The sequence below is a fragment of the Acidovorax sp. GW821-FHT09A11 genome (genome assembly GCF_059418365.1).
Window position 1 is genome coordinate 155,897 of record NZ_JBWKPS010000003.1, and the last position, 18,068, is coordinate 173,964.

Sequence of the window (18,068 nt, forward strand, 5' to 3'; positions counted from 1 at the left end):
CCATTCTTCCATCAGCGCCGTCCCCGGCGCGATGCAGGGGGCTCGGGCTCCAGCTCCCCGGGGGTGGTGTCGGTGGCATCCCTGAGCTGCCCTTCATGGTCGTGGTGAACCAGCAGCTGCCGCGTGCGCTGCCAGGACGACAGGCGGGCGGGCGGCACGTCAATGTAGGAGGCCAATGCGGACAGCGACGATGGCTCATGGGTGGATGGCGCCTCGCGTTCATGCTGGCGGCGGCGCCACGGTGCCACCACCAGCATCGATACAAGGATCGCGGCGATCACTGCCGCGTACAGGCCAAGCAGATGTAGCACTTCGGGCTGCGAGCGGGCATTGAGCACATAGGGCCAAGCGTACCAGACCGCACAGAACCAGATCGCGAGGGTGAGCGCAGGGCGCAGCACGCGCAGCCAGAGGTACATGGCGAGCGTGCGCCGCGGTGACCGCCCCGCGCCGAACGCCTGCAGCGAGACCCGGGCGGCATCGATGATCGGCTCCTCGCCCACTGGCTGCCCCCAGGAATGCCGCCGGCTCGGTGGGCGCACGTCGGCGTGCGGCGCGGGCGGCAGGGAATGGTCGTCAGGCTCATGAGACATCGGAGACTCCTCGGTCGGGGCTCGTCCACACAGCGCGCTTGCCGCGGCGGCGCATCAGAGCGTTGGGAAGCGCGACCACGGTGGTGGTCATCGTGATGGTCCAGAATGCGATCGGATACCAAATCGTTCCCGCGAAATAGCGCATGAGATCGCGGTCGTAGCGCCGGTCGATCCACAGGCTCAGCAGCATCTGCAGGATGCAGGTCATGGCCAGCAGCGTGCCTTGCCAGTGCGGAAGAAGCGTGGAGTGCCAGACCGACTCCTGCGGCAGCAGCGGACGCATCGCGCTGATCAGCAGCACGATCGCCATCGCGTAGGCCCACACCACGCTCGCCATGTATTCGCCATAGATGAGCCACAGGCGCCAGCTGCGCAGACGCAGGATGGAGGGCGTGATGCGCAGCATGGTCTGGATACCGCCCACCGCCCAGCGCAGGCGTTGTTTCCAGAGGCCGCGCAGGGTTTCCGGCATCAGAATCCAGCACAGCGCGCGCGGCTCGAACCGCAGCCGCCAGCCAAGGAGCTGCAACTTCCAGCTGATGTCGATGTCTTCGGTGAGCACATCGGGGCTCCAGAAGCCCACCTCGAGTACCGCGCGGCGGCGGAACATGGCGAGCACGCCGGACACCGTGAACAGCGTGCCGACAAGCTGCTGCGAGCGCTTGATGAGACCGATGATCGAGGAGAACTCACCCACCTGCATGCGCCCGAGCAGCGTGGTGCGCGTACGGATGCGCGGGTTGCCCGTGACGGCGCCAATGCGGTCCGAGACCAGCATGCGCCGCAGCATCCAGGCGATGGCGTTGGGGTCCACCAGCGCGTCCCCGTCGATGCCGAGAATGTACTCGCCGCGCGCGAGCTGGCTCGCGGTGTTGAGGCCGACGGCCTTGCCCTGGTTGCTGGCGTTGTGGATCACGCGCAGGCGGCTGAACTCCAGCGTCATCGCGTCGAGCAGCTCGCCAGTTCCATCGGTGCTGCCATCATTGACGGCGATCACTTCATAGTTCGGGTAGCGCGTGCGCATCAGCTGCTCGATCACTTCTCGCAGGTGAGGCGCCTCATTGAAACAAGGGACCACCACCGTGACGAACGGCCGCGAGGGCAATGCCAGCAAAGGGTCGGTCTCTACGTCGTCCTTGCGTTCGAACGCCCACGCGTGCGAAAGGCCGCCGGCCATCCACACCCACGCCATGAAGAACGGGTAGTAGAAAACGAAACCGAAGAGCAACGAGGGCAGCGCCTGGACGAGCCACGGGCCGGAGGTCATCGGGATTCCCCGGCCTGCGCAGGGACCGCAGGCCCCGTCTGTGGAGGGACCGTCGCCGCTGCACCCGCCGGCGAGCGCAGCGCGCGCGGCAGCAGCTTGCGCACCGAGATCGCGCGGCGCACCGTGTCGAGCGAGGGATGGTTGCCAAGAAAGTCATCCGGGTAGTAGCCCAGGTGCCGCACGCCTGCGCGCTGCAGCTGCGCCCACTGGCGCGTGAGCTCGTCGTTGGGCACGGGCTTTCCGGTATGCCAGTCGCGGGCCTGCAATTCGAACACGGTGCCGTCCAGGCCACGGGGGGTGTCGGCTGCGCGGCGCGCCAGCCGGGCAAGCCAGCCCTGGGCATCGCTCTCGCGCTCCATGCGCGGCATGGCCATCAGCGCAACATAGTCGTAGGCCGCGAGCGATGCTTCGTAGTTTTGCGCGAACCATTGCTCCGCCTCGGGTTCGAGCACGGGCCGGGCGTACAGGTTGCGCGCGGTTTCCAGCGTCGGCCGCCAGGCGCCCACCCGGCCCAGGAGCTCCTGGGTGAACTCGATGAGGTGGCGGGTCTTGGCGGTGGTCCAGCGGGACCGCAGCGCCGGATCGGAGTGGATGGCGCCCACGTCGGGCGGCAGGCCCCAGCGGGCGTAGGCGGACAGCGCGTCGGGAGAGGCGTCCTCGTCGTCGGCCAGCATTGCGTCGTCGTGGAACAGCAGGCCATCGAAGAAGGTGTAGCGGCCCAGGTCTTCATAGATGTCGCCGATCAGCGTGCGCACCGCCGGATGGAAGGGCGTGAGCCGGTGATAGCGGTCGGCCGGCGCCTTGCCGCCCCGCGTCATCACCGTATGGGCAGACAGCGGATGCGAAGCCGGCAGACGGTAGGCCATCACCGGCATCCAGGCATAGACCTTCACGCCGGCGCGGCTGCGCAGCTGCCAGGCAGCGCGGCCGAACAGGTCGGCGCGCACGGGCAGATGGCGGTTCGGGAAGTACATGGCATCGGCCACGCCGTCGCCATCGGGGTCGGCGTAGGCCTGCAGGAACACCGAGCGCGGCCGCACGGCGGCCACACGCTCGATCAGTGCCGAAAGGTTGCGCTCCTGCTGTCCCGGATCGGGGTCGTACACATAGTCAAGGTCCACGTGCATCACGCGGTTGACAGGCCGCGTCTCGCCGCCCGCAGGGCTGCGCAGGAGCTGGGCGTATTCGGGCGCCGCATTGTCGTAGACGGCCAGCGCGCGGCGGATGCGTGCGAGCGGCACGGCGGCCGTATTGGGGCCATCGTCCAGCGTGAAGGTGATCGGCATGCCCGCGCGCTCGGAGGCCCGCAGCGCCATCGCGTTGTAGGCGCCATAAGGCCAGACGGTGGCGCGGACCCTGGCGCCGGTGCGCGCCTCGATGATCTCCCGGCTGCGGCGCAGGTCGGTCTCGATGCGGTGCAGGTAGGCGGCATCTTCTTCGTAGCGGCCGGCCCCGGGATCGTAGCGATGCGTGGCGGCGGCCGCCAGCATGTTCCCCTGCGGGTTGGCCTGGATGCCCATGTGCATGGCATCGCTGTGGCTGGCGAACTCGGCCAGGCCCGAGCGCGCCATTTCGGCGGCCTCGCGCCAGAGCAGGAAGTTCTCGCGCGGCGCCGGCTTGTCGCCCCAGTGCACCGGCTGGCCTTCGGGCACCTCGAGCCAGCTCGTCACCAGCGCGAACAGCGCCGGGTACCCGTAGCGCTTGAGCAGCGGAAACACCTTGGTGTAGGCGCTGCGGTAGCCGTCGTCGAAGGTCAACAGCACGGGCCGGACGGGCAGGGGCCGGCCGCCCGCACGCGCGTCGATGATCTGCTGCAGGCTCACCGGGTGGTAGCCGCTGTACTGCAGCCAGGCGAACACCTCCACGAGCGTGCGGTCGTCAATGGCGGTGGCATCGGGCGAGCTCTCGAAACTGGCGCGCACGCCGGTGCGCACGTCATGGAACGAGATCACGCGAAAGCTCACGCCATCGTCGGGGTCAGCCGGCGGCAGCGGTTGGGCGGGCGCAAGCCGGGACAGCGCGCACAGCGCAAGCCCGATCAGCAGCCATGCCATGGCGGCCCGCAGGAAGGGGAAGGTGTTCTTTGCGGACATCACTGCAGGGGCATCGAGAAGTTCAGAAAGACGCTGCGCTGTCGTTCGCGCACGCCGTCGTAGGGATGGCTGGCGATGCCCAGGCCGTAGCGCAGCGTGAGCCGCTGGCCCAGGCTCCAGCTGTGTTCATAGCGCAGGCTCCACAGCGGTCCGCTGCCGAAGCCGCGCTGGTGATAGTTGCCGCCACCGACCTCGATGGCCTGGAAGAACTGCCGGTCGTCGCTCTTCCACGTGAGCCATTGGGCCCGCGCCGCAAGCCGCACGCTGGCATCGCGCGGCGGGTTGAAGTACGGCGTGTCCAGCACGCGGCCACGGCCCGTGCCGGCCTCGAGCCGGGTCTCGGCCTGGACGCGCGGCGTGCTGACCCAGCGCTCGGTCCAGCCCAGGCCCAGGCCGCTGCGCACATTGCCGTCGCTGAAATCCAGGCGCTGCCACTGCAGGTTGAAGCGGCGCGCCTCGTTCACCACATGGCCCACGCCGCCCGCCATCTCGCGCGCGCCTGTGCCAGCTACCCGCGCCTTCCAGGGCAGTTCCTTGCTGTCGCCATCGTAGGCAGCCCACAGCCGCCAGGCATCGCTGGCGCGGTAATCGACGCGACCGGCCACCCCGTTGCGGTAAGGGCCGGCAGCGGCATGCTGCAGAGCACCTTCGGCCACCCAGGGACCGCGCTGCCAGCGCAGGCCGAGGCCACCACGGACCCTTTTGGCGTTGCCGGCCTCGGTGCTGCCCTGGGCGAGCGACTGGTCGTAGAACACGCGCCACTGGTCTGCGGTGAGTCCCGAACTCAGCCGGCTGTCGATGCGCCACTCGCTGCTGGCGATCACGGCGCCACCACGCGACGCCGCGGCGTCGACCTCAAGCCGCGCACCGGTGAGGGTATCGCGCTTGCGTTCCATGTCGCGCACCTGCAGGCTGTCGGGAACATCGGCCACCAGCGATGCGGCGCGCTGGCGGGCTTCGCCGAACCAGCCCGCACCGAGCAGCGCCTCGACATGGCCGACGCGCATGCCGATGTCGTCGGGATGGTCCGCCATCTGCGCCTCAAGGCGCGCGAGCCCGGCCTCGGGGCGTTCGCGCAAGCGCTCGGTGAGACTGGCGCCAAGGGCATAGCCCGCGTTGAGCGGCGCGTCCAGCGTCAGCGCCGTGAAGCTCTGCTGAGCAAGCGCGAGCCGGTCGGTGTAAAGCTGCATCAGCGCACGCATGCCAATCACCTCGGTGTATTGGCTGTTGGGCCGGCCAGGTTCGGGTGCCAGGCGCGTGAGCGCCGGCGTGCTCTCCTCGAGCCGCTTGAGCAGCGCTTCAGCCTGTTCGAAGCGGCCGGTGTCCAGGTAGGCATAGACCAGACCGAAGTGGATTTCGCCCGGCATCGGCACGTCCGCCCCACCCTTCGCGATGGCGGCTTCATACAGGGGCACGGCCTCGGCCGAACGGCGCTCCTGCGCGAAAGCGCGGGCCGCCGCGGCGAGTCCGTGGAACGGCAGGTCGATGCCCGCCAAGCTCAGGGTTTCGTAGAGCGCGACGGCGTCCCCGGGACGGCCACGCTCCACCAGCGCGAGCAGCCGATCGGACTCAAGATTCCTGCGCAGCACGCGCCAGGCCTCGGCGTCCGCGCCGCGGGCCTGCTGCGCCGCGGCTTCGAGCCGGACCAGGGCGGCCTCCTGGTCGGCCAGCACCTTGTCGAGTGCGACCACGCGCGCCACGCCCCGGCGTTGGTCGCGCTCCTGGAGGGCCCAGCGCAGCCGCTGGGCCAGTGCCTTCTGCTGCAGCATGGACAGCGCCAGCGCGGAAAAGGCGCCGGGGTTTTTCCCTGCGGCTGCTTCGGCGTCGTCGAAGGCGGTAGGCGCCGCGCCGTTGTCGGCGAGCAGAAAGTCGGCCTCGCGGCGAATGTCCAGGCGCTCGGGGCGCAGCGCACCGGCCTCGGCGTAGGCGGCCATCGCGATCAGTGGCTGGTCTTCGGCGCGGGCCACGGCAGCGCGCAACTCCAGCAGCGCGACACGGACTTCGATGTGCTCTACCGCTTTCCGCATGAGCGCCTCGCTGATTGTTTTCGCGCCCAAGACATCTCCGCTGTCGAGGCGCCAGAAAGCTTCGTGGATGCGGGGTCCGAGCGCCTGCGGCTGCCGCGCGCGCCAGATGCTGATGGTGTCGCCTTGCAGCGCGGTGTCCTGCACGCGCCGCGCGGCCACGGCGAGCGCCTCCAGCGCGTAGTCGCTCAACCCCGCCGCGGTTTGCTGGCGTCCCAATGTCACGGCTTCGGCGAACTGGCCGCCGGCGGTCGCCATCACGACGGCGTCGGAGACCAGACGCTGGCGCACGCTGTCGCTCAATGGCACGTCGAGCCAGTCCTTCAACTGCTGCAGCGCTTGGGCCGGGGGGACATGCCCCCCGCGGTGCGCCAGGATCAAGGCATCATGCCGCTGCGGGTCATAGGCCATGGAACTGCGGCCCGTGGCAGCTGGGGCGGAGTCCGCCGGGTTCGCGAATGCCACCGAGGCACCCAGCATCAATGCGCAGGCGATGGGAGGGAAAGCCGTTGACCACCCTCGATGCCGCAGCGGAACTGCGCCGACAGCCCCGGATGGCCGTTCCGCGGCAAACGATCCGCCGTCTTGTTGGAGGACTGGCACTCGGCAATCCGGCTATCGATGGAATTTGGCAGCAGTGCGCGGCGCCCATGCACACCCCAGGCGCTCGCCGTCATCGCCGATGACTGCCTGGCAAGACGGGTGGAGGCAGGGTGGAGGGGCGTGCGGCTTGGGGTGTGACAGCATGGAGATGGGGGTTCCTGAACCTGTGTTGGACGAAGCCGCCTTGTTCATGGCGGCTTGAAATCACGCAAGAAGATGGTTCACACGGCATCCATTTCTGCAATCGATGAACCGATCAACGAATGTCCATCTAGCAACGCATGTGCCACACGGCGCCATCCTTGGAAGTCATTGATTTCAAAGAGATTTCCATTTCCATGGCGGCACCTTTCCCGCATTCCTGGATGAAAATCCATCCCAGAAAACCGGAGAGGCTGGAAATCCGCACATGCCGCGCGGTGGTGCCCTGCGCCCGCGTTCACCCGGGACGCGGCATGTGCCTGAAGGAAAGACAACCCCGGGCTTGTCCGGCCCGTGCCGGCGGCCAATGAGCCGACAGACCGCCCCCATACGCTGGGCGCCTTGCGGCTGGGGGGTGTCGCTGCGGGTGGATGGCCGCGCTGCGCATCCACAGAATGGCCATGGGGCTTCGGCAGCAACCTCGACGGATCCGAAACCTTTCCAGCCACGGACTGGGCGGCCGCCTTCAACGATCCAGCGTGCGCAACACCTGCGCGAGCTTCTTCACAGCGGTCTCCAGTTCCTTCGGCGCATACGCGGCAAACCCCATGAGGAATCCGGCCCGGCTCGTGCCCGCTGCATGCAATGGCGTCAGTCCCAGCAGATCGATATCGGCACGCTGCGCTGCGCCCATGGCTTCCAGCTCGGGAATGTCGCGAATGAACCGGCAGGGCATTTGCATGCCGCCGTCCGGCACTTCAGGCTCGACGAAGTCCGCCAGGTGCCTGCGCACGAGCAGTTCCAGGGCATCGCGCCGCTCACAATAGACGGCACGCATGGTCCGCACGTGGGCCCCGAAATGGCCACCCTCCATGAAGCGCGCCAGGGTCAGTTGCGGAATCGGCGCACTGTGCCCATCCAGCAGGGTGCGTGCGGCGGTCATCGGAGCCACGAGTTCGGGCGGCAGCACCATGAAGGCAATGCGCAAGCCCGGAAACATCGACTTGGTGAATGTGCCGATGTAGATCGTTCGCCGGTTCGGGTCCAGGCCCTGCACGCAGGCCGTGGGCTTGCCCGCGTAATGGAACTCGCTGTCGTAGTCATCCTCGATGATCCAGGCCTGGTGCTGCCGGGCCCACTCGATGATGTCCAGCCGCCGGTCCAGCGCCAGGGTGGCTCCGGTCGGAAATTGATGCGAAGGCGTGAGAAACACCGCCTTGCCCGGTTGCCGCGCCTTGCGCAGAGGCTCCACCCGCATTCCCTCCCCATCCAGCGGCACGGGCACACATTCCAGCCCCGCGGCGTCGAACGCCTTGCGCGCGCCGTGGTACACGGGGTCTTCAACGAAGATGCGGTCGCCAGCGTCCAGCAGCACGGTAGCGCACAGGGTCAGGGCCTGCTGGGAGCTGGTGAGCACCAGCACACGCTCGGCCGTGGCATGCGCGCCGCGTTCGAGATTGACGTAGTTCGCAATCGCACGCCGTAGCGGCTCCATCCCTTGCGGTGGGCTGTGCAGCAGTGCCGTGGTGCCCCAGTCCTTCAGCACCTGCCGCTCCAGCCGCTCCCAGGTGGCCAGCGGGAAGCCGCGCGTTTCCGGCACGCCGGGAGCGAACGGGCGGGGAGCCAGGAAGTCCCGCACCCCACCGCCGCGGAACATGGCCGATCCGCGCTGGCTCAGCCGCAGAGGTTCCCGCAGTGCTGCAGGGCGCCGCCCCGTGCCCCGCCCCCGCAAACGCTGAGCCCTCTCCGAAACGAAGCTGCCGCTGCCCACGCGCCGTTCGATAAACCCCTCGGCATGCAGCTGGCTGTATGCCGCCTCCACCGTGTCGCGGGACAGGCCCAGCGACTTTGCCAGTGCGCGCGACGCAGGCAGTGGCGCCCCCACCTCCAGCGCACCGTCGAGGATGAGTTGCCGGATGGCGCGCTGAATGCGCGCGTGCAGGGGCAAAGCGCCATGCGCTGGATCGAGCACCCAGGCTTTCACGGATTCGAGTTGCGCATGCTTGAACAATTGGCCGGTATCTCATCGAAAAATTGGCTGGGCACAGTATGCCATTTCAAGCCTATAAATCCGCACCATGGCCCGCTCCATGGGGCCACTTTCAGGAGCCCCGATCCCACATGCCGTCCCCACCGCCCGCCTCCTCTTCCCGCTGGTCCGATCTCGCCCATCCCATTGTCGCGGGCCTCATTTCCGTCATCGTCAACTACGGCGGTACCTTCATTCTCGTGTTCCAGGCGGCCAGGGTGGCAGGCCTGAGCCCGGAGCTGACGGCATCGTGGGTGTGGTCGATTTCGATTGGCGTGGGCGTCACGGGGCTCATGCTCAGCTGGCGGACGCGCGAGCCGATCATTACCGCCTGGTCCACGCCGGCAGCGGCGTTCCTGGTGACTGCACTGGCCACCACGCCCTATGCCGAAGCGGTGGGCGCGTACCTGATCTCCGCCGCGGCCTTTGTGGCGCTGGGGCTGTCAGGCTGGTTCGAGCGCTTGATCCGGCTGATTCCTCCTGGCGTGGCCGCAGGCTTGCTCGCGGGCATCCTGCTGCAATTCGGCATCCAGGCTTTCGGCGGCATGGGCATCGATCCGGTGCTGGCTGGCTTGCTGATCATGACGTATGTGGTGCTCAAGCGCTTCAGCGCACGCTATGCCGTCGTGGGCATCCTGGTGCTGGGCCTGCTCTTTCTGCTCATGCAGGACCGGGTGGACCTGTCGGGACTGAGCTTGAAGCTCGCCGCCCCGGTCTTCACCATGCCGGCGTTCTCGCTCAATGCGCTGCTGAGCGTCGCCTTGCCGCTGTTCCTCATCACGCTGACCGGCCAGTACATGCCCGGCATGCTGGTGCTGCGCAATGACGGGTTCAGGACCAGCGCCAATCCCATCGTGGCGCTGACCGGGCTCGGCTCGCTGCTGATGGCGCCGTTCGGTTCGCATGCCTTCAACATCGCCGCCATCACCGCAGCCATCGCCACGGGCCGCGAGGCGCACGAAGATCCGTCCAAGCGCTGGATCGCGGGCATCGCCGCAGGCGTGTGCTACATCCTCGTGGGCGTGTTCGGCGTGACGCTGGCGGCTGTCTTCATGGCATTCCCGGCAACCTTCATCACCACGCTGGCGGGGCTGGCGCTGCTGGGCACCATCGGCGGCAGTTTGGCCACCGCACTGGCCGATGCCAAGACCCGTGAAGCGTCGCTGATCACCTTCCTGGCCGCGGCGGCCAATATCACGCTGCTGGGCATCGGTGGTGCGTTCTGGGGCCTGGTGGTGGGCCTGGCGGCGCACGCCGTGCTCAATGGCACACTGCCGCGCCGCGGGCGCCCCGCCACCGCGGCAGCGGCCGCAGAGCCCGCGATCATCAAGAGGGAAAGGAACCAGGCCAATGCTTGAGCCACCGGACACCCAGACCCGCCACGGCCAGCATGGCCGCTATCCGCAGGCAGCTTCCGTCGACGACTTCCGGCACAACCTGGCGGCGGTGCGCGCCCGCATGGATGCCGCCTGCCGCCGCGCGGGGCGCGACCCGGCCGGGGTGCGCCTGCTGCCGGTGAGCAAGACCAAGCCCGAGTCCAGCCTGCGCCTGGCCTACGCGGCGGGTTGCCGCCTGCTGGGTGAAAACAAGGTGCAGGAAGCCTTCGGCAAATGGAAAGCCATGCAGGACCTGGCCGATCTGCGCTGGTCGGTCATCGGCCATCTGCAGACGAACAAGACCAGGCTGGTGGCACGCTTCGCCAGCGAGTTCCAGGCACTGGACAGTCTGCGCGTGGCCGAGGCGCTGGAGCGCCGCCTGCAGGCCGAGGGCCGCGCGCTGGATGTGCTCGTGCAGGTCAACACCTCGGGCGAGGCAAGCAAGTACGGTCTGTCGCCCGAGGACGTTCCGGCGTTCCTGCGCGCGCTGCCCGCTTTCCCCGCGCTGCGCGTGCGCGGGCTGATGACGCTCGCGCTGTTTTCGCCAGAGGCGGGGCGGGTGCGGCAGTGCTTCATTCTGCTGCGCACTTTGCGCGACCGCTTGCGCCAGAGTGCGCCCGCCCACATCGCCCTGGAGGAACTGTCCATGGGCATGTCCGGCGATTTCGAGATCGCCATCGAGGAAGGCGCCACGGTGGTGCGTGTCGGCCAGGCCATCTTTGGCGCCCGCCCCCTGCCCGACAGCCACTACTGGCCCGGCGAGCCCAGCACCCAGGAGCCACGTCCATGAAAACCGCCATCGCCCTGCGCCATCTGCATTTTGAAGACCTGGGCACGCTCGAGCCGCTGCTGGCGGCGCGTGGCTATGCCGTGCGCTATCTGGACGCCACCACGGATGATCTGCACGCCGTGGACACGACCGCGGCGGATCTGCTGGTGGTGCTGGGCGGCCCCATCGGCGCTTTCGATAACCACATCTACCCCTTCATCCACGACGAGCTGGCGGTGATACGTCAGCGGCTGCAAAGCCGGCGACCGCTGCTGGGCATCTGCCTGGGCGCGCAGCTGATTGCCCGCGCGCTGGGTGCGGGTGTTGCCAGCATGGGCATCAAGGAAATCGGCTTTGCGCGCCTGGTGCTGACCCCGGAAGGCGAGGCATCGCCGCTGGCGGCGCTGGCCCACATGCCCGTGCTGCACTGGCATGGCGACCGCTTCGACATTCCCGAGGGGGCAACGCGACTGGCGGGTACACCCACCTGCGCCAACCAGGCCTTCCGCATGGGACGCCACGTGCTGGCGCTGCAATGCCATCTGGAAGCCGACCCCCGCCAGATCGAGCGATGGCTGGTCGGCCATGCCTGCGAACTCGCGCAGGCGGGCATCGATCCGCGCGCATTGCGCGCCGAAGCGCAAGCCTTGCAACCCGGTTTGCCGCTGGCGGCACGGGCGGCTTTCACCGCCTGGCTGGACGGGATCGAGGCAGGCCTTCAGGAGGAGACTCCGTGAGAAAAACCCGGCATTCCACCGCATCTCGACCGCCATGAACCGGCCCGGCCTGGACCGACCCCGGGCCAGAAATGGATAGCCCCATTTCTGGCCCGGGACGCACGACGCCGTCGCATGCGCTGAGGGCTGCGGGGCCCCTCAGTGCCTGTGCGAATGATGGGCATCCGGCACGTGGGCGTGGCGGTGCCGCACCGGACCGTGGACGTGCACATGGCTGTGCGGCCTCGCGGGCATGGGCTCATGGGCGTGCCCATGGTGACCGTCGTCATGGGTGTGGGCGTGCTCATGTTCCAGGAACTCGTGCGCATGCTCGTGGTGATGCGACTCCATCAAATGAACGGCCACCCCCAGCAGCATCAGCGCGCCCCCCGGCAGCATGCCCCACCCCCCGGGGCGATCCCCCAGCATGAGCGCCAGCGCCGCGCCCATGAACGGAGCAAAGGCAAATACCGATCCCGTGCGTGCCGCCCCGAACGCGCGCTGTGCAAGCAGGTAGAAACGCAGGCTCAGGCCATAGCCGCTCGCACCCACGGCCAGAAGCCCCAGGGCGGGCCCCGCTGCGGGAGCGGGCTCGTCCGTCAGCCAGGCCAGCGCCAGCGTGGCGGTGACGCCCAGCACGGCCTTCGCCACCACGACCTGCCCCGGGTCACGCTCCGCCAGCGCACGTGACAGCGTGTTGTCCAGACCCCAGGCTGCCGTGGCGCCCACAACGGCCATCAGTCCCCAGAACTGACTGCTGTTTCCGCTCTGCCCCTGGTCCAGCACGAGGGCGATCCCGCCGGCCAGCAGCAGTGCCACGGCCAGTCCCACTCTGCGGTCCATGGTTTCGCCGTAGAGGCGCCAGGCCAGCAAGGCCGTGAACAGCGCCTCCAGGGTCAGCATCAGCGACGCGCCGGTGCCGCTCGTGCGCTGCAGACCCCAGGCCAGGGCCACGGGGCCGATGCTGGCGCCCAGCAAGGCCATCGCCAGCAGGCGCGGAAAGTCTGAACGCCGCAGGCGCGCCTCCCGCTCGGCGGGCTGGCGCAGCAGTGCGCCGATGAAGGCAGCGCCTGCATAGAGCAGCGCCGCCGTGGTGAACGGGCCAACGCCCAGGCCGAGTTTCTGCACCAGCGGCGTGCTGATGCCAAACAGGACGGCCGCCAGCAACGCAAGCAGGCCGCCCCGCAGGGCGGGAAGGGTGTGGGTCGGATCTTTCATCAGCGCTCCATTCTTGCCCATCGGCCCGATCGGCGCCCCCGCCCTGCTGGCATTCTTCTTTCTTTCCCGCCTCCAAAAAAGGCTCCGGCCAGGGCGCTGTTCGCACCCGCAGCGCTGGCCCTTGCCTGCCATGTGTGGCTACAAGCTCGAGCCCCCATCGACGACCAACTGGACCCCGGTGATGTAGGACGAATCGTCCGAGGCAAGAAACAGCGCGGCCTTGGCGATGTCCCAGGGCGAACCCTGGCGCCCCATCGGGCATCGCGCATCACGGGCCCGGTGGCCGGCTGCAGCCTCTTCCGCGCCGCCGTACAGAGCGTCGGCATGGGGGGTGCGGATCATGCCGGGGATGATGCAGTTGCAACGCACCTGGTCCGCGGCATATTGCCGGGCAATGACACGGGTCATGTGGTTCAGGCCGGCTTTGGACGTGCTGTACGACAGAAACTGCATGGGACTCCACTTCAGGCTTGCCGTGGACGAGACATTGATGATGGAGCCCGACTTGCGGGCGCGCATCCCGGGCACCACAGCACGTGACGTGGCCATCGCTCCGCGAAGGTTGATCTCCATGACCCGGTCCCAGTCCTCATCCTTCACCTCCAGGAGGTCGCCCTGCATTTCAATGCCCACGTTGTTGTGCAACACGTCGATGCGCCCGTGCTGCGACAGAAGCTGGCGCACGACATCGTTCACTTGCGCCGTGTCGGTGACGTCCATCTGCACGGCCTGGGCGCGGCCGGATTCCCCGTGAATCATCTTTGCAGCGAGCCCGGCGGCGTCCAGCGAGCGGTCTGCACAAACCACGATCGCGCCTTCCCGCGCGAAGGTGAGCGCACACGCGGTCCCATTGCCCACCTGCCCTGCGTCCGTGAAGTCCTTGCGCAGGGTACCGGCACCCGTGACGAGCACCACCTTGTCTTTCAGTTTCATAGCCCATCCTTTGAGGAAACGTTTCCTCTCATGCTATGCCAACCTCGTCATGGAGCGGATGGGGATAACCCCACGGTCTCGCGGCTCGCCGGGTGAATTTGTGCAACTGGCCTATTGCCTTAGGGGAATTTCAGAAATCAACACCTGTCGGCATGGCAGGGTAAACCCCGGTCAACCCTTTGGCAGAATCTGCGCAAAATAGCGCAAACGTTTCCACAACAAGGAAAAGGACCCATGACCAACGAAGAGTTGCGCCAGGCGCGCATCCAGACCGTGCGAGACCACATGGCGCTCGAGTGCACCCAGGACTGGGACGGTGTCATCGACACCTTCGAGCACCCGCGGTATGAGATGTATGGCAATGGCGCTGTCTACGACGGCGAAGAGCAGGTTCGCGCCTACTTCCACGCTTCGCGCCAGGCCTTCCCGGACCAAGCCAACGAAGTCATCGCCATCGCCGCCGACGATGCACAGAACACCGTGCTGGTGGAGTTCTTCCTTTTCGGAACTCACCTGGGCGAGTTCCGCGTGCGCGACAGGACGTTTGCGCCGACCGGCAAGAGCTTCAAGGTGCGCATGGCGGCCACGTTCCTGTTCAAGCCGGGCTCGGCGAAAATCATCTGCGAGCGCCCCTACACCTCGCCGGACCTCAAGCTTCAGCAACTCGGGCTCCTGTAGGTGCAACACCCACCCCTTCAGGCCGGCGCGCTAGATGGTCGCGCACGACTCCCGCTCGATGAGCCGCATCTCCACAACGGCCGAACGGGGGCCTGTGGATTCGTCTCGCATCTGGGAGAGCAGCAGCGAGGAGATGTCGCCCGACAACGCCTTGATGTCCCAGGCCAGCGAGGTGATGGACGGGCTGTGCAGTTCCGAGAAGTCCGAGTCGCCGATGGATATCACGCTCACGTCTTTCGGGATGGCCCGCCGAGCGCTGCGTATCGCGGCCAGGACGCCCGCCAGAATCTTCGTGCCCAGGCACAGGAAGGCCGTGGGCCGCTCTCCCGGCATGTTCAGGAGCATCTGGGCCCGCTCGGGAGGAAAGTTCATCGACGAATCCGCCAGGCAAATCAGGCTGGGGTCGAAGCCTATGGACGCTTCCACGAGGCAGTCCTGATAGGCCCGGATCCGGTCCTTGATGGGCTGGATCTGGCTGCCCGGTGTCAGAAGGGCGATGCGCCGGTGGCCCCTGGCAATCAGATAGCGCATCGCGGAGCACGTGCCCTGGTAGTGGTCGACCTTCACCGAACTCAGTGCGTTTCCTCCATCGCGGTCGAACAGAATTGTTGGCGTGCCTTTGATTTCAGACACCAGGTGCGCGATGGAGTCGGTTTGGCACGGGCCAAGAATGATGCCGTCGACCTCTCGGCTCTTGAACAGGCGCACGAGGTTGACTTCGGTCGAGATGTCGTTGTTGGAACTGGCGACAAAGCAGGCGTAGCCACTTTCGGACAGGCTGCGCTCGAGTGTCTTGACCAGGCGGCCGTAGAACGGATTGGAGATGTCGCTCACGATAACGCCCACCGCATGGCTCTGCTTGGAACGCATGGCCCGCGCAATCGCATTGGGCTGGTAACCCAGGCGCGCCGCAACCTCCTGAACCTTTTTCACCGTGTCTTCACTGACACGGCCCGCCCGGTTCATGGCCCGAGATGCGGTGCTGATCGAAACGCCCGCCACGCGAGCCACATCGTGAATGCTAACTGCTGCCATCGAATCCGCCGTACGTTCAAATCATTCAATCGCCGCAATTTTACGCCTATTTTTAGTTTTTGCGGAAACGTTTCTTCATATTAACGCGGACAGGATACCCCATGGCAACCCCCACCTCGCTGACCCCACAAGATGAGCTGCTCACGGTCAATATCAGGAACATGGACTATTTCCCGGGCGGAGCACCGGGCTCGGAAATCATTCCGCTCTTTCTCGACCGGGAAAATGGAATATGGGTGCTTTATGGGAAATTCGCCCCTGGCACCAGGCTTCCAAAGCACTTCCACACGGGTACGGTGCACTTTTTCACCACCAAGGGGCAATGGAACTACGTCGAGTACCCCCAAAACCCGCAGACCGCCGGGAGCTACCTCTATGAGCCGGCGGGCTCCATCCACACTTTTTGCGTGCCTGACGACGCACCGGAGCCGGCGGAAGGATTCATGGTCGTTCACGGAGCCAATGTGAATTTCGATGGCGAGGCCTTCATGAATGTCCGCGATGCAGGGGCCATCGAAGACGGGATATTGAATTATGCAAGGACACAAGGGCATTCCATACCCGAATATATCTCACCCAGGGCTGCCGGATACAAAAACAGATAATCCCGGCCTGATTTTCAACCGCAAAAGGAGACATGATATGAAGTCGCGCAGAAACGTTCTGAAAACCACTGCGGCGGTCGCCGCCTCGGTGTTTGCTCCTGCCCTGTCATGGGCGCAAGCCAAATGGACGGCGAAAAAGCCGATTCAATTGATTGTTCCTGGCCAGGCGGGGGGCAACTCCGACATCTTTGCCCGACTGATCTCCAACGCCATCGGCAATGCCCTGGGCCAACCCATCGTGGTGGACAACAAGCCTGGCGCCTCGGGAACCTTGGCATCGGGCATTCTGAGCAAGTCGCCAGGAGACGGCCACTACCTGCTGGCCGCCAGCAGCGACACCCATACCATCTACCCGCACTTCTTCAACAATCCGAACTTCCGCCCCGAAGGCCACGTCCCCGTGGCCGTGCTGTGCTTCGTGCCGTTCGCGCTGGCCGTGCGCAAGGACCTGGACGTGAAGGACGTTGGCGAATTCATCGCGCTCGCCAAGCGCCAGCAAGTGAGCTTCTCGACCTGGGGCGTGGGCACCACCGGCCAGGCCGCCATGATGCTCTTCGGCCGCGCCGCCGGCACCAGGGAGATGCTGCACGTGCCGTTTACCGGCAGCGCTCCGGCTATTCAGGCGCTGATGGCTGGCCAGGTGGATGCCATGATGGGCGCCATTCCGCTGATTTCATCGGCACGCGCACACCTGAAGCCGCTGGCGGTCATGTCCAGGAACCGATCGCCGGCCATGCGCGATGTCCCCACGATGGACGAGGCAGGACTGGTCATCAACGAGACCAAGGAGTTCTGGGTGGGCATCATGGCGCCGCCCGGAACCCCCGCCGATGCCGTGCACACCATCGCCGACGAGGTGCGCAAGGCGATGGCCCTTGCGGCCGTGAAGAGCCGCATCGAAGAGCTCGGTGCCATCGCCGAATTCGTCGGGCCAGAGGACTTCAAGAAGGTCATCTCCCACGAGTTCGCCCAGTGGGCCCGGATTGCCCGTGAAGCGGGTGTGACGCGCCAGAACATTGGCTAGGTGCCCGCATGTCGTCATCCGTGCTTTTCCTGCGATGAAACAGCTCCACCTGGGCAACACCACGGTCGACAAGGTCGTGGAAATCGACAATTTCTGGGTAGACCCCACTTGGCTCTATCCCAACATTGAACCGTCAGCAGTCTTGAAACACCAGGAGGCCTTGGGCCCGACGTTGATTCACCCAGAGACGAAGAAACTCAACCTGAGCTTTCACAGCTATCTGGTGCGCACGGGGACGGCCAATATCCTGGTGGACACCTGCAACGGAAATCACAAGGACCGGCCCCGCGCGAAGTGGCAGCACATGTTCAAGTCGCAGGAGTACTTGCGCAATCTGGCACGCCTGGGCCTGGGCCCCGAGGACATCGACATGGTTCTGTGCACCCACCTCCACACCGACCATGTGGGGTGGAACACCGTGCTCAGTGATGGCCGATGGATGCCGACTTTTCCCCGCGCAAAGTACATCTTTGCACGGGAAGAGTTCGAACATTTCCTTCGGCAGCACCAAAGCGGGCCGGAATTTCCGGTGGGTCAGGGCTCCTTCCTGGACAGCGTGCTGCCGGTCGTGGAGGCCGGGCAGGCCCTGTTGGTCGACTCCAACCACAGGGTGGATGGAGACCTGGCCAAAGGCGTCTGGCTCGAGGATGCCAAAGGGCATACGCCAGGCCACGTCACGGTCCATGTGAAGGACAACGGACAGCACGGGGTCATGACGGGCGACATCTTCCATCACCCCATCATCTTCCTGGAGCCCGGGCTCATCAACACCGGCGACTGGAACCCCACGCTGGCGCGGGAGACGCGGCAACGGCTTTGTGAGCGATTTGCCGACACATCGTCCGTCCTGCTGACGATGCACTTCCCCGCGCCGACCGCCGGCCGCATCCATTCATGCAGTCACGGCTTCAAGTTCAAGTACCTCAGCTGACGGGCCAGTGCAACCCCAAAAAGGAGACAACCG

At 66.4% G+C, this 18,068-nt stretch carries 15 protein-coding genes; 7 read left to right on the forward strand and 8 right to left on the reverse strand.

Annotated features, from left to right (window positions below; all coding sequences use genetic code 11):
- Positions 1 to 11: 11 nt before the first annotated feature.
- The 5 genes from pgaD to pdxR form a co-directional block, all read right to left on the reverse strand.
- Positions 12 to 593 carry a poly-beta-1,6-N-acetyl-D-glucosamine biosynthesis protein PgaD gene (pgaD, locus tag AC07PV_RS08305; protein ID WP_218297346.1) on the reverse strand — a complete coding sequence of 194 codons (582 nt, stop codon included), beginning with the start codon at positions 591 to 593 and terminating at the stop codon, positions 12 to 14.
- Positions 583 to 1,860 (reverse strand): poly-beta-1,6-N-acetyl-D-glucosamine synthase, encoded by a 1,278-nt coding sequence (gene pgaC, locus AC07PV_RS08310; protein ID WP_218297347.1) that lies wholly within the window; start codon positions 1,858 to 1,860, stop codon positions 583 to 585. Before pgaC ends, pgaD begins: the two co-directional genes overlap by 11 nt.
- A complete protein-coding gene (gene pgaB / locus AC07PV_RS08315) occupies positions 1,857 to 3,953 on the reverse strand; it encodes a poly-beta-1,6-N-acetyl-D-glucosamine N-deacetylase PgaB (RefSeq protein ID WP_494629951.1) in 2,097 nt (698 codons plus the stop codon). The genes pgaC and pgaB overlap by 4 nt, the downstream gene beginning before the upstream one ends.
- A complete protein-coding gene (gene pgaA, locus AC07PV_RS08320; protein ID WP_494629953.1) occupies positions 3,953 to 6,442 on the reverse strand; it encodes a poly-beta-1,6 N-acetyl-D-glucosamine export porin PgaA in 2,490 nt (829 codons plus the stop codon). Before pgaA ends, pgaB begins: the two co-directional genes overlap by 1 nt.
- 805 nt (positions 6,443 to 7,247) lie before the next feature.
- Entirely contained in the window at positions 7,248 to 8,732 is a 1,485-nt protein-coding gene (gene pdxR / locus AC07PV_RS08325; protein WP_492245723.1) for a MocR-like pyridoxine biosynthesis transcription factor PdxR, read from the reverse strand.
- A 110-nt stretch (positions 8,733 to 8,842) separates the two neighbouring features.
- On the opposite strand from pdxR, the gene AC07PV_RS08330 reads away from it, so the two are divergent.
- From AC07PV_RS08330 to AC07PV_RS08340, 3 genes are read left to right on the forward strand one after another with little or no spacing between them, the layout of a single operon-like run.
- On the forward strand, positions 8,843 to 10,108 hold the full coding sequence (locus AC07PV_RS08330) for a benzoate/H(+) symporter BenE family transporter (protein ID WP_494629954.1): 1,266 nt from the start codon (positions 8,843 to 8,845) through the stop codon (positions 10,106 to 10,108).
- On the forward strand, positions 10,101 to 10,916 hold the full coding sequence (locus AC07PV_RS08335) for a YggS family pyridoxal phosphate-dependent enzyme (RefSeq protein ID WP_494629956.1): 816 nt from the start codon (positions 10,101 to 10,103) through the stop codon (positions 10,914 to 10,916). Before AC07PV_RS08330 ends, AC07PV_RS08335 begins: the two co-directional genes overlap by 8 nt.
- On the forward strand, positions 10,913 to 11,632 hold the full coding sequence (locus AC07PV_RS08340; RefSeq protein WP_494629958.1) for a glutamine amidotransferase: 720 nt from the start codon (positions 10,913 to 10,915) through the stop codon (positions 11,630 to 11,632). Before AC07PV_RS08335 ends, AC07PV_RS08340 begins: the two co-directional genes overlap by 4 nt.
- 138 nt (positions 11,633 to 11,770) lie before the next feature.
- Here the strand turns inward: AC07PV_RS08340 and AC07PV_RS08345 are convergent, their stop codons facing one another.
- The gene (locus AC07PV_RS08345) at positions 11,771 to 12,829 is read right to left on the reverse strand and encodes a DMT family transporter (protein ID WP_494629959.1); all 1,059 of its coding nucleotides are present in this window, start codon (positions 12,827 to 12,829) and stop codon (positions 11,771 to 11,773) included.
- Between the two features lie 138 nt (positions 12,830 to 12,967).
- Entirely contained in the window at positions 12,968 to 13,762 is a 795-nt protein-coding gene (locus AC07PV_RS08350; RefSeq protein WP_218297355.1) for an SDR family NAD(P)-dependent oxidoreductase, read from the reverse strand.
- Between the two features lie 234 nt (positions 13,763 to 13,996).
- Between AC07PV_RS08350 and AC07PV_RS08355 the strand changes: the two genes are divergently transcribed.
- Positions 13,997 to 14,440: an ester cyclase gene (locus AC07PV_RS08355; protein ID WP_218297356.1), complete on the forward strand. Its 444-nt coding sequence runs from the start codon at positions 13,997 to 13,999 to the stop codon at positions 14,438 to 14,440.
- A 30-nt stretch (positions 14,441 to 14,470) separates the two neighbouring features.
- Here AC07PV_RS08355 and AC07PV_RS08360 read toward each other — a convergent pair whose 3' ends face one another.
- Positions 14,471 to 15,475 carry a LacI family DNA-binding transcriptional regulator gene (locus AC07PV_RS08360; protein ID WP_218297357.1) on the reverse strand — a complete coding sequence of 335 codons (1,005 nt, stop codon included), beginning with the start codon at positions 15,473 to 15,475 and terminating at the stop codon, positions 14,471 to 14,473.
- A gap of 101 nt (positions 15,476 to 15,576) precedes the next feature.
- Between AC07PV_RS08360 and AC07PV_RS08365 the strand changes: the two genes are divergently transcribed.
- The 3 genes from AC07PV_RS08365 to AC07PV_RS08375 are packed head-to-tail and all read left to right on the forward strand — an operon-like array spanning position 15,577 to position 18,035.
- Positions 15,577 to 16,080 (forward strand): 2,4'-dihydroxyacetophenone dioxygenase family protein, encoded by a 504-nt coding sequence (locus tag AC07PV_RS08365; protein ID WP_494629960.1) that lies wholly within the window; start codon positions 15,577 to 15,579, stop codon positions 16,078 to 16,080.
- A 37-nt stretch (positions 16,081 to 16,117) separates the two neighbouring features.
- The gene (locus tag AC07PV_RS08370) at positions 16,118 to 17,104 is read left to right on the forward strand and encodes a Bug family tripartite tricarboxylate transporter substrate binding protein (RefSeq protein WP_218297359.1); all 987 of its coding nucleotides are present in this window, start codon (positions 16,118 to 16,120) and stop codon (positions 17,102 to 17,104) included.
- A 34-nt stretch (positions 17,105 to 17,138) separates the two neighbouring features.
- Positions 17,139 to 18,035 (forward strand): MBL fold metallo-hydrolase, encoded by an 897-nt coding sequence (locus AC07PV_RS08375; RefSeq protein ID WP_218297360.1) that lies wholly within the window; start codon positions 17,139 to 17,141, stop codon positions 18,033 to 18,035.
- Positions 18,036 to 18,068: the final 33 nt, after the last annotated feature.

What these genes read in the sequence shown, in the direction of transcription:
- AC07PV_RS08350 (WP_218297355.1), bottom strand. Translation starts at nt 13,762, where the DNA reads ATGAAACTGAAAGACAAGGTGGTGCTCGTCACGGGTGCCGGTACCCTG.
- AC07PV_RS08330 (WP_494629954.1), top strand. Translation starts at nt 8,843, where the DNA reads ATGCCGTCCCCACCGCCCGCCTCCTCTTCCCGCTGGTCCGATCTCGCC.
- pgaB (WP_494629951.1), bottom strand. Translation starts at nt 3,953, where the DNA reads ATGTCCGCAAAGAACACCTTCCCCTTCCTGCGGGCCGCCATGGCATGG.
- AC07PV_RS08375 (WP_218297360.1), top strand. Translation starts at nt 17,139, where the DNA reads ATGAAACAGCTCCACCTGGGCAACACCACGGTCGACAAGGTCGTGGAA.
- AC07PV_RS08340 (WP_494629958.1), top strand. Translation starts at nt 10,913, where the DNA reads ATGAAAACCGCCATCGCCCTGCGCCATCTGCATTTTGAAGACCTGGGC.
- AC07PV_RS08365 (WP_494629960.1), top strand. Translation starts at nt 15,577, where the DNA reads ATGGCAACCCCCACCTCGCTGACCCCACAAGATGAGCTGCTCACGGTC.
- AC07PV_RS08355 (WP_218297356.1), top strand. Translation starts at nt 13,997, where the DNA reads ATGACCAACGAAGAGTTGCGCCAGGCGCGCATCCAGACCGTGCGAGAC.
- pgaD (WP_218297346.1), bottom strand. Translation starts at nt 593, where the DNA reads ATGTCTCATGAGCCTGACGACCATTCCCTGCCGCCCGCGCCGCACGCC.
- AC07PV_RS08345 (WP_494629959.1), bottom strand. Translation starts at nt 12,829, where the DNA reads ATGAAAGATCCGACCCACACCCTTCCCGCCCTGCGGGGCGGCCTGCTT.
- pgaC (WP_218297347.1), bottom strand. Translation starts at nt 1,860, where the DNA reads ATGACCTCCGGCCCGTGGCTCGTCCAGGCGCTGCCCTCGTTGCTCTTC.
- AC07PV_RS08360 (WP_218297357.1), bottom strand. Translation starts at nt 15,475, where the DNA reads ATGGCAGCAGTTAGCATTCACGATGTGGCTCGCGTGGCGGGCGTTTCG.
- AC07PV_RS08335 (WP_494629956.1), top strand. Translation starts at nt 10,101, where the DNA reads ATGCTTGAGCCACCGGACACCCAGACCCGCCACGGCCAGCATGGCCGC.
- AC07PV_RS08370 (WP_218297359.1), top strand. Translation starts at nt 16,118, where the DNA reads ATGAAGTCGCGCAGAAACGTTCTGAAAACCACTGCGGCGGTCGCCGCC.